This window comes from Paenibacillus sp. FSL R5-0928 (assembly GCF_037970385.1).
In the GTDB taxonomy this organism is placed as follows: domain Bacteria; phylum Bacillota; class Bacilli; order Paenibacillales; family Paenibacillaceae; genus Paenibacillus_AQ; species Paenibacillus_AQ odorifer.
Genome location: NZ_CP150225.1, coordinates 3,467,803 through 3,483,574, shown reverse-complemented (window position 1 = coordinate 3,483,574; position 15,772 = coordinate 3,467,803). Strand labels below are relative to the sequence as shown.

At 42.5% G+C, this 15,772-nt stretch carries 7 protein-coding genes and 1 pseudogene; 3 read left to right on the top strand and 5 right to left on the bottom strand.

Annotation, left to right across the window (positions count from 1 at the left end; all coding sequences use genetic code 11):
- Positions 1 to 46 precede the first annotated feature (46 nt).
- Both MKZ16_RS15685 and shc read left to right on the top strand, forming a co-directional pair.
- Entirely contained in the window at positions 47 to 493 is a 447-nt protein-coding gene (locus MKZ16_RS15685; RefSeq protein WP_036677906.1) for an OsmC family protein, read from the top strand.
- Between the two features lie 121 nt (positions 494 to 614).
- A complete protein-coding gene (shc, locus tag MKZ16_RS15680; RefSeq protein WP_076105664.1) occupies positions 615 to 2,507 on the top strand; it encodes a squalene--hopene cyclase in 1,893 nt (630 codons plus the stop codon).
- A gap of 939 nt (positions 2,508 to 3,446) precedes the next feature.
- On the opposite strand, the gene spoVB is transcribed toward shc, so the two are convergent.
- A complete protein-coding gene (gene spoVB / locus MKZ16_RS15675; protein ID WP_076099270.1) occupies positions 3,447 to 5,003 on the bottom strand; it encodes a stage V sporulation protein B in 1,557 nt (518 codons plus the stop codon).
- A 470-nt stretch (positions 5,004 to 5,473) separates the two neighbouring features.
- Between spoVB and MKZ16_RS15670 the strand changes: the two genes are divergently transcribed.
- Positions 5,474 to 8,953, top strand: a complete 3,480-nt coding sequence (locus MKZ16_RS15670) for a glycoside hydrolase family 2 (protein WP_076105663.1) — start codon at positions 5,474 to 5,476, stop codon at positions 8,951 to 8,953.
- Positions 8,954 to 9,043: 90 nt separating this feature from the next.
- Here MKZ16_RS15670 and MKZ16_RS15665 read toward each other — a convergent pair whose 3' ends face one another.
- From MKZ16_RS15665 to MKZ16_RS15650, 4 genes and pseudogenes are all read right to left on the bottom strand, one after another.
- Positions 9,044 to 11,833, bottom strand: a complete 2,790-nt coding sequence (locus tag MKZ16_RS15665; RefSeq protein ID WP_036677914.1) for a glycoside hydrolase family 3 C-terminal domain-containing protein — start codon at positions 11,831 to 11,833, stop codon at positions 9,044 to 9,046.
- A 180-nt stretch (positions 11,834 to 12,013) separates the two neighbouring features.
- Positions 12,014 to 13,495: pseudogene (locus MKZ16_RS15660) on the bottom strand (Lsa family ABC-F type ribosomal protection protein).
- Between the two features lie 300 nt (positions 13,496 to 13,795).
- Positions 13,796 to 14,704 (bottom strand): NAD(P)/FAD-dependent oxidoreductase, encoded by a 909-nt coding sequence (locus tag MKZ16_RS15655; protein ID WP_036677918.1) that lies wholly within the window; start codon positions 14,702 to 14,704, stop codon positions 13,796 to 13,798.
- 279 nt (positions 14,705 to 14,983) lie between these two features.
- Positions 14,984 to 15,496, bottom strand: coding sequence for a DinB family protein (locus tag MKZ16_RS15650; protein WP_076105661.1), 513 nt, complete (start codon positions 15,494 to 15,496; stop codon positions 14,984 to 14,986).
- Positions 15,497 to 15,772: the final 276 nt, after the last annotated feature.

Sequence of the window (15,772 nt, the reverse complement as noted above, 5' to 3'; positions counted from 1 at the left end):
AACATTAAATCATCCTTAGTTTGTCCACAAGAAGGAGTGTAAACACATGCCAAATGTTCAAACTTTCAAAGCAACTGCTCATTTGCAAGACGGCGTTAGGGTCGTTACTAATGTAAGACAATTCGAGCTGGTCATCGACGAACCGACAAGTCTAGGGGGTACGGATACAGGAATGAATCCTGTTGAAGCTTTGCTCGCTTCTTTGGGTGCCTGCCAATCCATTGTAGCTCGGGTCTACGCCTCTAAATTTGAGGTGGAGCTTGAAGATTTCAGAGTAGATGTGGAAGGTGACTTGGATCTCGACGGATTCTTCAACCGCTCTGAAGTACGTCCTGGCTATTCCGATATTCGGTATACATTCTACATAAAGACTCCATCCCCTGCTGAGAAGGTCGAACAGTTCGTACAATTTCTGGAGAGCAAATGCCCTGTAGGTGACACCATTGCTGCTCCGGTTAATCTCAAGCTACATCGTATTGTGATTGAAAATTAACCGTTTTATAATGCTGAGAGAGCTGCAAAGTTGCGTAAAAGCGACTAAGCAGCTCTTTTTCATGACCTGTTCTCCGACTTCATATAATGTTAAAAATGATGCCTTCGGAGGAACCCAAAAAATGACGGATATACTAAGAAAAGTAGATAAAGAAATCGAACGTTTGACAACGTTCTTGCAACAACAGCAGAAGGATGACGGCTCATGGCATTTTTGTTTTGAGAACGGGATTGTGATCGATGCTTATATGATCATTCTCTTTAGGGTGTTGAACCGACAGAATGAAACCCTCATTCGGCAGCTACATGAACGCATTCTTGACGCACAACAGCGAGAGGGTTTCTGGCAGTTATATAAGGACGAAGAAGCTGGGAACTTATCCACATCGGTCGAAGCTTATTATGCCCTGCTCTACTCTGGGTACAGTAAGATAACAGACGAGCCAATACAGCGTGCTAAGCGTTATATACTGTCTAAAGGTGGATTAGGCAAAGTCACAAGTATCTTAACTAGAGTCATTCTCGCCGCAACGGGTCAAAGCAAGTGGCCTTTAGCAATTTCTTCGATTCCACTGGAGGTGCTTTTGTTTCCGTCTTACTTCCCTATTAACTATTTCGAATTCTCTGGCTACTCTAGGGTACACCTCACTCCTATGCTCATTATGGCCGATCGGCGATTTTCGATCACTACAGCCCATGCTCCTGATCTGTCAGATCTTATGGAGACACGGTTGGATGCAAATGAATCGCCTACCCGTGGATATCAGGAGCTGCAGGATGTTATTCAAATGGGTTTGAGCAGATTACTCGGGAGTCCACACTACATACATGAAGCTGCCAAAAACAAAGCAGAGCAATATATGCTCCAGCGAATCGAATCCGACGGTACCTTTTACAGCTATGCCAGCAGTACAATTCTTATGGTTTTTGCCCTGCTTGCTCTCGATTATGATCGGCAGCATCCAATAATTACACAGGCCATTCAAGGTCTCACCGCGCTGCAATGCCAATCAGATCATAAAACTACAATTCAAAACTCTCCATCTACAATATGGGATACAGCGTTAATCTCCTATGCTTTACAAGAGGCTCAAATTCCGGTTGATCACAAAGGAATAAAACACGCTGCATCTTATCTTCTGGATAAACAGCATCATCAAACTGCTGATTGGAGCATCCATAATCCGGATACAGTTCCCGGTGGGTGGGGATTCTCTGAGTCCAATACAATCAATCCGGACGTAGATGATACAACGGCAGCCTTGCGAGCCATCCGAAGCTTATCAACAATTCACCCTTCATATCTGGAATCATGGAATCGCGGTCTGAATTGGGTCCTATCGATGCAAAATAACGACGGCGGCTGGCCGGCATTCGAAAAAAACACCAATAAAGAAATGCTCACATGGCTCGCTATCGATGGTGCTAAATCTGCAGCCATTGATCCTTCGGAAGCAGATCTTACCGGACGAACTTTGGAGTTTCTCGGAAACTTCGCTGGTTTAAATACACAACACGAGTTCATTAAACGGGGTACGAAATGGCTGATTCAACATCAGGAGAAGGATGGTTCGTGGTATGGAAGATGGGGTGTTTGTTATATTTATGGCACTTGGGCATCATTAACAGGCCTGCAGGCTGTTGGGCTCCCTATAAATCATGATACGTTGCAAAAAGGAGTGAAGTGGCTCCTAAGCATTCAGAACTCGGACGGCGGCTGGGGGGAGTCTTGTCACAGTGATCGGCTTCTACAATATGTTCCTTTAGGAGAAAGCACACCTTCTCAAACCGCCTGGGCACTTGATGCACTCATCGCGGTTCAGCCGGAGCCAACAGCAGCGGTGGAAAAAGGGATTCAAAGACTAATCACGTCTATTCATGAAGAAGATTGGAAAACTTCTTATCCAACTGGCGGTGGACTCCCCGGTAATTTCTATTCCAATTATCATAGTTACCGCTATATCTGGCCACTACTCACATTGAGTCATTACAGAAAAAAATACGGTCAAGGATAATACTCGGTAATATCTTGCGTTGTCCTGCTCCACTTCTTAACTGTCTCGAAAAAGTTTGGATCGCCAGAGCAGCAATCGTCCGTTACTGGAGAATCTCGTTGCTCTGATGTTATGAATCGAGAGTTGAATGCTTTTGTCCGTTGCACCTACCTAAATCACCCAGTCTTGATCAAGCATAGAGCTTTTCGGACTCAGAAGACGCTATTTGCGTAGGCTTTTGAGTTAGATTAAGGACTCCAGTGCAACTATTCCTTAAAAAGAGAGTCATTTCGGATGTTTTTCATAGTAATAACTGCGATAGTGTCCGTTAAAATTCCAATTGTAAGCTAAATCTGCTCTTAAGGTCAGCTGAGTCCGATAGCAAATACGTGTGCGCAAAATGTTACCTATCAAGCCAACTTGCCATTTGGAGCAACCCTATAGAAATTACTTAAATTACTTATGAGATAGACTCCATTTTTGCATGTGAGTCAATCGAGCATAGTTAGCATAAAGCTAATTAGAATCAGGCAGCGATCTCCGATAATCAAGGATCGCTGCCTGATATTTTGGATCACTCGCGGTTTGCCTGAGCAATTAAGACTGTAACGTCTGATATCCCCACTCCGTATATTTGTAGCGCAAGATTTTCACGCAATTTAATGAAATAACTGCATTTTATACACTTAATCCATATTGCTAGGGAATAACTTCGACTTTAACTGCATTCTATACAATTAAAATCAAGAGAAATCACCTAATAGGCTTAAATTCATGAGAATAGATGTAAGAAATACAGCTATTTTCAATGCGCAACTGCTTTGAACGATTATAGCTGTACAAAATACAGTTAAACACATTGCTGCTTCCCATTTCCTTCATCCGCCTCCATACTGGCACACAGAGGGTTGCATCATTGCTCGATTTACTTTTTGGAGCACGGTACCGAAAGATCACCATTCAAGAAACAGGCGTAATCGTTGGTGGTTTCGGTGCTCTTTCCCAAGCACGGGTTACCTGCAATGTTGCTGCATAGGTGATTAACGAAACGAGCAACGCTCCGAACAGTTCAATGATCTGCCCCAGGTCCAATCGTTCCAGAATTCCGTGAGCCGCCAGCCCGCTAAGCGCCATGACAATTCCTCCTGCTCCCACCTTAAATACAATACGAAAGTCAAAATAAAATCCGATCGTTCCTGCCACAGATAAAAAATTCAACAGTGTCAGCAGCAAGAGTCCCAGTCCGAATCCCATGGCCACCCCTTCGATTCCAATATTAGAACCAAGAACAAAGATCGCAATCACTTCGAAAATATTCGTAAGAATATGGTTCCACATAACGGTTGATGCTTTCCCCAAACCAAGCAAAATTGCTTGCAGTGGCGCTCCAAAATAATAAAGAAAAAATAAGGGTGCAATTAACCTTAGCAGCTCGCCCGCTTCTGGCGAATGGTAGATCATAGTCGTTAAGGGTACAGCCCATAGGTACAGGATGATTGTACATGGAAAACCTACTATAAGCGCGGATCGCATAGCCATATCCATCCGACTATGCATAAGCTTGCTATTGTTGCTCACACTTGCTTCGCTGATCGCCGGAATTAATGCAGTCGACAACGATTGTGTGAAGAAGCTGGGGAGAAACAACATGGGAAGAGCATAACCCGCCAGAAGTCCGAATTGCTTGGTTGCCATCTCAACACCTACACCAAACAGTACTAGACTTTTCGTAATCAGCAGTGGTAAAAAGGCATGATAGAGCGAATGAATAAAACCGCTGCCTGTCATCGGTAAGCCGATGCGCAGCAAATCTCTTAACGTACTGTCTCCTTTAAGTGAAATTCTTGACGTATGTGGTGGAGAGGTTTTGATCTTACCTCGATTAGCCCATTTGAAAACTGCAAACAAGTAGAGCAAACCAAAACCTTCTCCAACAACGGAGGCAGCCATCGCGCCAGCAGCCGCATAGGCAATACCGTAGGGCAGCAAAACGTTGACAACACCGATAATGACAATGATTTGCGCCAGATTCTCAATAATATCGGAAAAGGCAAGTGGGTTCATGTTCTGTTTTCCACGAAAATAACCTTTCAGTACAGCAGACATCGCAATAATTGGAATGATCGGCGTAATAGCAACCATAGCATAATACGCCCGCTGATCGGCCAAAAAAATCGATGCGATCCATTTGGAGCCAAATAGAGCCACTAAAGTTAATATAATACTCAACGTACCCGTAATGCTTAAGGATACAGTGAGAATACGCTTTACTCGCGCTTCATCCTGCTTAACCTCAGCTTCCGATACAAGCTTTGAAATCGCAACAGGAAGCCCCAGCTCTGTCAGCGTAATAAATAAAGGAAGCAGTGGATGAGCAATCATAAGCAGCCCTACTCCCTCTGCTCCCAAAAAACGTGCCAGCAAGACTCCGTTCAAAAAACCAAGCCCTTTTGTGAAAAATGACGACACGGTTAATATGAACGTGCCACGAATAAAACTTTGTTTACGCATCCCCATTTATACGCATCTCCACCTATGGTTTGTCCTGTCCTTCTTTCTAACTTATTCGAACAAACACAAGTACATGCAGACAAGTATTTGTAAAGTATTTAATCAGCAATAAGCCGCCACATCTTAGTTGGTATACCAGGCAATTTCCCTCACTTTCATTATCTTCTGTAGCAAAAACATTTTTCATAGACCAGAGATACTCCTCTGTATCGCTCATTAGTACTGTTTTTGTATAAATTTCATCCTCCGCAATAAAAGATATATTAAGAAATAAATAGATAATTTACCAATGGCATGTTATCATTTTGAATGCGATTTCAATAGCTTTGTTATAACGGTTTTTTTACTCTTCTTCGTGAATGTCTTTTTGCAAAATCTTTGATATGATAAAAAAGAATAGAAAAGGCTTTACGGAAATCATTCACATCGATAATAACCACTTCTAAATTTTTCAAAGATAAAGGAGAACTTCATTCATGAGTCAGAAAACAAGATTAAATAATGACTGGTTATTCAGCAAACAGCCGCTTAAGTCTACTTTAGAATCGGTGATAGCAGCTGATTCGGAGTGGATCGACGTAACCTTACCCCATGACTGGCTAATTTTTGATACACATAATCTATATGAAAGCGGAGAAGGCTGGTACCGTAAAAGCATAGTTATAGATGAGCACGTGCCAAATAGCCGTGTGTCGCTTCGTTTTGAAGGCGTATACATGGACTCCACTCTCTATGTGAACGGCCATATCGCAGGCGTCTGGAAAAATGGATACTCCACTTTTGAATTAGATATCACGCCATACATTATTGAAGGTATCAACGAAATCTATGTTCAAGTGGTTCATGAGTCTCCTAACTCACGCTGGTATTCCGGTGCGGGCATCTATCGGAGTGTATGGCTGAAGACGTATCCAGGGACACATATTGTGCCTGATGGTATTTATATCTCTACTCGCAAAAAAGAGGATGCCTGGAATGTTGAGGTAGATACCGAAGTATTGTGCAATGATCTATTGCAAAGCGCAAAGCACTACATAATTCGTCACAGTATACTAGATGCTTCAGGAACTTGTATCTCTCATGTAGAAAATGAAATTCCAGTACAAGTCGGGTCTGCTGTACCCAGCTCTGCCCTCTTATCCATCAATAATCCAATGCTCTGGGATATTAACCAGCCTTACTGTTATAACCTAAAAACGGAGCTGTTAGAGAACGAACAAGTGATCGAGGAAGAAGTCCAAACCTTCGGATTCCGTACGATGGAGTTTGACAGCCAACAAGGTTTCTTATTGAATGGCCGAAAGGTGAAGATTCATGGCGTATGCCAACATCATGATTTGGGATGTTTGGGGGCTGCGGTGAATAAAACAGCTCTAAAAAGACAGATTATCCTCCTGCAGGAGATGGGCGTAAACGCTATTCGTACGGCCCACAATATGCCAGCCGTTGAATTGATGGAACTAGCCGATGAGATGGGCGTGCTCATAGTTTCCGAAGCATTCGATATGTGGGAACGCAGTAAAACTCCTTTTGACTACGCCAGATTTTATCCGGATTGGTGGAAACAAGATATTGCCAGCTGGGTACGCCGGGATAGAAATCGCCCCTCCATGCTCATGTGGAGTATCGGAAATGAAATATACGACACCCATGCCGATGAACGCGGCCAAGAGTTAACCATAGAATTACGTGATCTGGTGCAGGTTCATGACCCTAAAGGAAATGCAGTGGTTACTATCGGTTCCAACTATATGCCTTGGGAGAATGCACAGAAATGCGCAGATCTAGTGAAGTTCGCAGGGTATAACTATGCCGAAAAATACTATGATCAGCATCATGAGGAACATCCAGACTGGATTATTTATGGCAGTGAAACATCGTCTACTGTACAGAGCAGAGGCATCTATCACTTCCCTTTTGCTCAGTCTGTATTGTCTGACGATGATGAACAATGCTCAGCTTTAGGAAATAGCTCCACTAGCTGGGGTGCCAAGAACACAGAAGCTTGCATCATTGCAGATCGTGATGCGACCTACTCACCGGGACAATTTATTTGGACTGGATTTGACTATATCGGGGAGCCGACCCCGTACTTCACTAAAAACTCGTATTTCGGTCAACTGGATACCGCGGGATTCAAAAAGGATTCCTATTATATTTATCAAGCAGAATGGACGGATTACAAGGTCGCCCCGATGATTCATATTTTTCCATACTGGGATTTCTCTGAAGGGCAGCTTATTGATGTGCGAGTATGCTCCAACGCACCACAAATCGAATTGTTCTTTAATGATCAATCCATGGGCACTTTTAACATTGACCATAAACATGGTAAAAAGCTGCTTGGGGAATGGCAGCTCCCATTTAGCGAAGGTACTCTACGAGCAGTCGCTTATGATGAACACGGAGTACAGATCGCTGAAGATACGGTAACTTCTTTCGGAGATTCAACTACTGTGGTCATGAAGCCTGATAAAACTCAGATCACTGCTGACGGATCGGACTTGGTATTTGTTGAGATCTCGACCCTCGATCAAGAAGGACGTCCCGTGGAGAACGCCAATAATCGTATCCAAATCTCTGTAGAAGGACCGGGGCGTCTTGTTGGTTTGGATAATGGTGACAGCACTGACTACGATTCATATAAAGTAACAAGTCGCCGGATGTTCAGTGGAAAATTGCTTGCAGTCATTGCCTCTTCATTGGAGCCAGGTAAAATCGTTGTACGTGCATCTTCCCAAGGCTTACAGTCCGCTGAGCTTACACTGACTGCCGAAGCACGAGAGCTAGATCATTCTAAGGACGAAGAGCTTGTACTTTATCAGCATTCGTCACAATCACTATCGGATGTGAGCGAGTTATCCCAAGACTATTTATCAGATGAAATTCCCGTTCGCAAGCTGGAAATCATATGCCCACAAGGAAATCAACTAACGAAGGACACCCGAGCACTTCCGGTTCGTGTGCAAATTCATCCAGAGAACGCAACCTATCAGGAAATTGAATGGCGAGTTACGAATGCTGCCGGCATTGACGCCAATATAGCCGTTCTTGAGGCAAATGGGCATGAAGCAGTAATATCGGCTTTGGGAGACGGAGACGTCTATATACGGTGTGCAACGAAAAACGGTGCAGATCAAGTGCGCCTGTACTCGCTTATGGAATTCCATATTCGAGATATGGGAGCCGCCTTTTTGAATCCTTATGAGTTTGTTTCCGCTGGTTATCATAGCAATACGAGCCGGAACTTAACAAATGGGAATGAACGCGGAGTGGCTACTGCAAGAGAAGGAGAAAGCTGGATCTGTTTCGACAACATCGATTTCGGTGATTATGGAGCTACTGAACTTACCCTTCCTATCTTCGCGCTAGATAACGATAAATATACGATTGATATATGGAAAGGTACTCCGGATGCTCCAAACGCAGCTCTGCTGACACAGGTAACCTATCAAAAACCTTCTATATGGAATGTATATCAAGAGGAAACCTACTCATTACCTGAGCGAATAAAAGGTGTCACCACCCTTTGTTTTGTTCTTCATAAAAAGATTCATCTCAAGGGCTTTCAGTTTAACAAACCTTTAAAAGCGTACGAACAACTTAACGTTCTGGAATACAATCAGATTTATGGGGATTCCTTTACACTGGCAGATGGACAAATCAAAAATATTGGTAACAACGTCTCTCTCATCTTTAAAGATATGGACTTCGGTGAGACTGGAAGCACTAAACTAACCTTATGCGGGCATTCGCCTATCGATAAAAATACTCTGCATATTCTATTTAGCGGACCAGAGGGTGAAAAGAGACAGCTTGTGGAGTTTACACAGTCAAGTGATTATTGCGAAAGAGAATTTGTGTTGGAGCGCGTAACCGGTCCACAAACCGTCACCTTTATATTTCTACCGGGGAGCCAGTTTGACTTTAAGTGGTTCCAGTTCCAAGTAGAGTAAGGTAGTCTCAACTTTAAACTAATCGCTTAGCAAAAGGAAAACCCTGCGCATTAGCACAGGGTTTTTCCTTTAACTTATATTTAGAGCTACTTAGTCAACTTTATTAAATTCGATCCAGTCGATCTGTAAACCTGGTTTAATGAATTCCAGTTTCATTTCATAAAGACCTGCTTCGAGTTCTACTTTCACAAGCTTTTGTCTAATCCATTGACCTTCTGTCCCGTTGGTTTGAATGGTTGTCATCAATTGATCATTCAAATTAACATTGCATGCACTTTGAGCCAGCTCAGGCTCTGTTGACATGATATGCACGAGGATCCGATATTGACCAGCTTGGCCAACTTCAAAGAAAGTCGATCCTTCAACGGCTGGCTTAACCTGTGGATTTTGAGATAAGGATTGTACTTGTTCTGCAGTAAGTGAAGGATTGGCCTTAAAGGACTCAACCGTTTCAATAATTTGCTGTTTTCTCGAGAATACTGGAGCATGCATGATGAACTCACAAATATTCATTGCAGAACGTTGCAGCTCTCCTCTAGTCAAAGATCCATTTTCCAAGGATTCAATGGTGTTGTCATTCCATCCATTAATTTCGGCGCCATAGTTAGCTACAACCATGTACAGATCATTTTGTGCACGGACCATCCAATTTGTAAATTTCCGGTCTGCAGCTCCACCATTAACGACATCATTCATGATGGCCCACCAGTCTGTCATGACAATACCTTTGAAGCCCCATTCTCCGCGGAGAATTGTAGTGTTCAAATCGTAATTTGAAGCGGCCCAATGTCCATTAACAGGGTTATAAGAGGTCATAATTGAATTTGCCCCACCCTGCTTCACAGCAATTTCGAAACCTTTCAAATAAATCTCGCGAAGCGCACGTTCCGACACAACAGCGTCAACCTTACTGCGATGTTTCTCCTGATTATTGCAGGCAAAATGCTTCAGTGTGGCATTAGAGCCACCTTTCATAATCCCACGTGTACATGCAGCGGCAAACACCCCAGAGATCAAAGGATCTTCAGAAAAATATTCAAAGTTGCGGCCATTAAGCGGGCTGCGACGAATATTCAGACCTGGTCCAAGCAAGGTGTCTATGTTGTTTCTTACCAACTCTTGTCCTTCTAACACATACAGCTCTTCGACTAATTCGGCATTCCAAGTAGCTGCAAGAAGCGTTCCGATCGCAACCTGAGTCGCTTTTGCTCCACTATCCATACGAATTCCTGAAGGACCATCTGCCGTACATGCAACAGGGATTCCTAAGTTATATAGACTATCACTTACTCCTCCAAATGCAGAAGCTGTACCCGGTGTAACTAAAGGACTGCTCATGCCTTCACCCCGGACAATGGCAGCCAAGTCATCGTCACTAAGCTGGGCAATAAAAGCTTCCATACTAACTTTTTGTTCAAATACATCTCTTAATTTATGCCCTTGATTGCCTGTCTGGGAGATCGTTGTTGGTAGATTGCTCTCGATCCGTTCTGCTAACGAAATCTTGCGTGTTGGAACCTCTACATACAGAAGTTCATACGAACCGTCTGCATTTTGAACGCCAGGTTGCATTCTTGTAAAGCTTTGCGTTGGTGCAAGAGCTTCTTGTAACTGTTCCACAACTTGAAGAGTTTCCACGACATAGCCGCTATTCCCTTCAACCTTGACTTCCTCCACTTTTTTAACACTCGTTCCCGCAAACACGCGGTACGTGCCTTCTTCTAGCACATAAGCAGAAGCATGCCCTGTCACACCAGCGTCATCATAGGAAGCCATAGAATGAACAGGAAAACTCACAGTAAGACGTTGAGCTTCGCCTGGCTGAAGGACTTTTGTTTTTGCGAATGCTGCCAAAGCTTTAGCAGGCTGTCCCAATTTTCCTTGTGGAGCTTCATAATAGACCTGAACGACCTCTTTTCCAGCAAAGGTAGTTCCTATATTGGTTACGGTTACGCCGACTTCAACATTTAGTTCGCCAGCTTTGTTAATAAGTTTTGCTTCTTCTGGCTCGAGCTTAAACTTGGTATACGATATTCCATAACCAAACTCATATTGAACCTTTTCTGGGCAAAATGTCTCGAAATAGCGATAACCAACATAGATATCTTCCTGATAAAGGTTTGTAAATTCATTGCCGTAGTTATGTGTTGACGGGTAATCGTTGATGGAATATGCGATCGTGTCTGTTAATTTACCGCTTGGAGTCACTTCTCCGGCCAGCACGTCCGCAATTGCATTACCACCTTCCATTCCCCCCTGCCAAGAGTAGATGACAGACGAAATCGGATTTTTATAGCTTTCATCGTTCAGCCAGCTCATATCAATAATATTAGAGACGTTCAGTACAACAATCGTTTGCTCAAAATATGTAGTTACCTGCTTCAGCATCGCCTTTTCATCAGCTGTTAGTTGGTAGCTCCCTGAACCATCGACATTATCCTGATCTTCTCCTGCTGTACGTCCGATTACAATGATTGCTTTGTTCGATTTTCTTCTAGCCTCTGCTACCAATTCGTCGGATAAAAGCATTTCCTTCTGGTTCCATGGCTCTGCAGCCCAAACGCCGCCACCATTATCAAATGGATTTTGCGCAATCCACTTCTCATATACTGCTGCCAAATCTTCGTTGACCGTAAGGTTCTTTTTACTGCGAAGACCGCCTAGCAGGTTGGTTGTATAAGTAACATGAACACTACCGCCCGAACCAGTACCACTGCGATAATAATTCACTTGAGTTCTGCCAAATACAGCAACATTATCATTTTCACCAAGCGGAAGCACCTGATGATCATTCTTCAACAGTACCGCACCTTCAGCGGCTACCGTTCGGCTAAATTCTGCAAAACCTTCTAATGGAATTCCCACACTCTGTGTACTCAACTTGTTTCCTCCTGTTGTTCAATTCTATAGGTTGTTTCTTTAGGCATCAATTACATATCATAAAGTTTAACTATACCATTATAGTACATTGGATAACTGTAATATATATAATAATTATCTTTATTAATATAATAATATTGGTCTGTTAGAGTTGGAAATTTTCAATCGATGTTAAAAATATCAGCTAAGTTCAATGATCTTCGTGGCAACATTATGGCAAAATTCGCGATCATGCTCCACAAAAACGAGTGTTGGTGTATATTCAAGCAATAGCTCTTCAATTTGCATACGTGAAATAACATCAATAAAATTAAGCGGTTCATCCCAAATATACAAATGAGCTTTTTCACTAAGACTTTTGGCGATCAGGACTTTTTTCTTTTGGCCGCCACTGTATGTGGAAATATCCTTATCAAATTGAATTCTGGAGAAATCAAGCTTTCGCAGAATAGATTTAAAAAGACTTTCATCTATCCCATTCTCTCTAGCATAATCTGTTAAATCGCCCCGTAGATCAGAAGTGTCTTGCGATACGTAGGAAATGATAAGCTGGCTATCCTTAGTGAAGGTGCCGGTATAATCTATCTCCTCACCGCAGATCAATTTGATGATACTTGATTTCCCGGAACCATTTTTACCCGAGAGTGCTATTCTCTCCCCCTGCTCAATGGTAAAGCTTACTTCTGAACATACCCTTTTCTCTCCGTAAAAAACCGAAACATTGTCCAGCTCCGCAAGATGACGTTTATGATAAGCAAGCTGCGTAATCTCTAAGTTCTCAGAATTTTCAATATTTTTAAGAAGCTTAGACTTTTCGTTGATGGCAGATTGCTGTCTTTGCTCGATGGCTTTAGAGCGTTTCATCATTTTAGCGGCCTTGTGCCCAACATAACCTTTATCTAACTTAGATCCAGAATTTCTAGTTCCGTTTTTAGTTTTTTCCACCTCATGTGACCAGTTACCTGTCCGTTTAGATGATGCTGACTAGCGTTTGATATCTCTTCTAAGTTTTTCGTCTTCTGCTAACTCAAAGTTATCTTGTCTGACTTTATTCTCCCACCAGCTAGAAAAATTGCCCTTTTGAATCTCTATATTGGTTTTGTTGATTGACAAGATGTGGTCCACACAATTATCAAGAAAGGATCTGTCGTGAGAAACCAGAATATATCCACTTTTTGAATTGAGGTAATCACTGACAAGCTTTCTTGCCGTCATATCCAAATGATTTGTAGGTTCATCAATCAACAGGAAGCTATTTTCCTTAATGAATAATGTGGCTAACAGCACTTTCGTCTGCTCTCCGTTAGACAATGAATCAAAGGGACGATATAACACATCCTCAGAAACCTTTAGCAAAGAAAGCTCACGCATTAACTTCCAATGAATATAATCCGGAAAAATCTCGCTGATCACATCTATGGTGTTAAGCTCCTTGTTATTCACCTGAAAAGGGAAATATTCAAAGCTGACATGAGCAGAAATATTACCGCTGTATTCATGCTTTCCAAGCAATAAGCTAAGAAATGTAGTCTTTCCTCGACCATTTCTCCCTGTGAAACCTAATTTCCAATCGGTATCGATTTGAAAGTTTACGTTCTCAAATATGTTATCGTAGCTGCCTTCATAGGCAAAGGTTAGATTTGTGACATTTATTAATGACATAAAATAATCCTCCTGTATTTTAAAAAATAAAAGCCACAAGAAAGTTACTTTCTTGTGACTCAAATAAATACAGCAAATCCAGCCCCAAATGGAGTTAGATATGGATATATTTTCGAGTGAAAAGAAGTAGTAACTTTCTTGCATACAAAGAATAAAACAAACGAAATAAACCATTGTTGTTGTTTTATTCATCATAGGACGCAAGAATAATTACTACACTATACTTTTCAACTCCGATCATTAATTTGTAATTATGTTATCATGCATACTTATTATTTTCAACTTCCTACCCATAATTCGTTAAAAAAGTTCAAATTCTTCTTCTGTAAGATCCATATTTACACTCATAGCTGTCCGACTCCCGTCAGCCGCGGCAAACACTAACTGAGAAGGCATAAAATAAGAAACATCTCCAGCCGAATATAATCCTGGAATCGAGGTTCTCCCCGCACCATCTGTGCTAAACCCACCAGAATCATTCCGCTCTACAGCCAAATGATCTACGATCGATGCCGTTTGGATCAAATTCGGAGCAATAAACCCTCCCGTTCTTATGATCTCAGTACCATCCGCAAAACGAACCGCCTGAAGTTGCCCGTCATGACCCATAAAAGAGGAAACTAATGATTCTTTGACTACAACCCCCTTGGCCTCAAGACTTTTTTTCTGTTCATCTGAAAGGAATGTCTTGCCGTTCGTGCAGATAACCAAATCTTTACTCCAATTGAGCAGCATCTTTGCCATATGAAAAATATGTGGATTTTCGCAAACAACGACAAGGGGTTGATCTCGTAATTCCCAGCCGTCACAATACGGGCAATTAAACAGACTTTTTCCGTATAATGGACGTAGGCCCTCTATCTCAGGAAGGACCTCCTTTAACCCAGTCGCCAAAATCAATCTGCGAGCTTCAATGTGACGACCAAACGAATCAAGTACTGCAAATCCAGAATCATTTTTGTTAATCGAAATAATCTCAGTCTGGATATGCTCAACTGACGGATAACGTAGTACCTCCTCATACGCAATACGACGAAACTCGGCTGGTGTAACCCCGTCTCTTGTAATAAAACCATGTGACGCATGGGTAACAGCATTTCTTGGCTGATTATTATCAATTAAAGCTACTTTTCGTCTTGCCCTACCAAGAACAAGGGCTGCGTTCAAGCCTGCGGGTCCACCACCAACAATAATGCAATCGTAAATCATATGAATCATCTCCTATATGCAGATATTAAAGACTCTTTTTATCTATTATTAAATCAAAAAAATATCTGTTACATCATAGATTTAATGAATCTATAATATCTCCAAATTAACTAAAGTGTCAACCCAAACCTCCCGATCCTCCATGAGTTTTATTTAGTGTAGTGCTAGAAAAAAGCAAATAAGCCCATTACCGTATGTTTGGAAGTAACTTAATACTCCAATATATAAGGTAAGAGCTATATCTTGAACTTACTTGGCAGTGTAGGGCTTCCTCACTAATCAAACTTCCCCGTTTGCTAATTCTAATTCATCAGCCGAGGGTCCATAAAGACCAGGTACCGGCACGTCAAGCAGCCGCAAATATACTCCAAGCTGTGCCCGGTGGTGAACCATGTGATTCAATCCGATGGTACGAAGCGCAGCAGCCCGGGTCTGACGACGGATGATCTGCTCCCCGTTCCGCAAGGTCCACTCGGCGCCGAGCATCTCCACATTGCTTGCAGTAATTAATTCCTCAATCTCACGAGCTTTCAGGTCGAACTCTTGTAGAACCGCATCGGGACTCTCCAGTGCTTCTCGTCGGTATGCCACGGATGCCAAATCAAACTCCGAGTAAAGAAGAATTGCGGATTGCCAGCTCAGAAGGGTAACAAGATGTGTGGCCAGCCCACCCAGGCTCATTGACTTAGAGTGTGGTTTCCATGTCATATGCTCCTGAGGCAGCTTCTCCAGTATCCGACGCGTACCAGCCAACTCCTGCAAAACATCCCCAATGATCAGCTCTTTAACCATTCATCCCTCTCCTCTCTTCTGTAAAGCAATTTCTTTTGATCATTCGTGTGATACTTTTGTTCCTTTTCCCAAACAGTTTCTAACTCTCCGCTGGATCGGACCGTGGGGCTCTTATTTCGAAGATTTATGGCATTTCACCAGGTTATCGGACCCAGATGCAGCTATTTCCCTAAAAACACTCCGATTCTGTGCCATTACAACCCAATAAGAGCTATGCAGTCCGATAAGCTTGAAAAATGCTGCGAAAATCTAAAATAGCTGCAATGGAGTCCGATA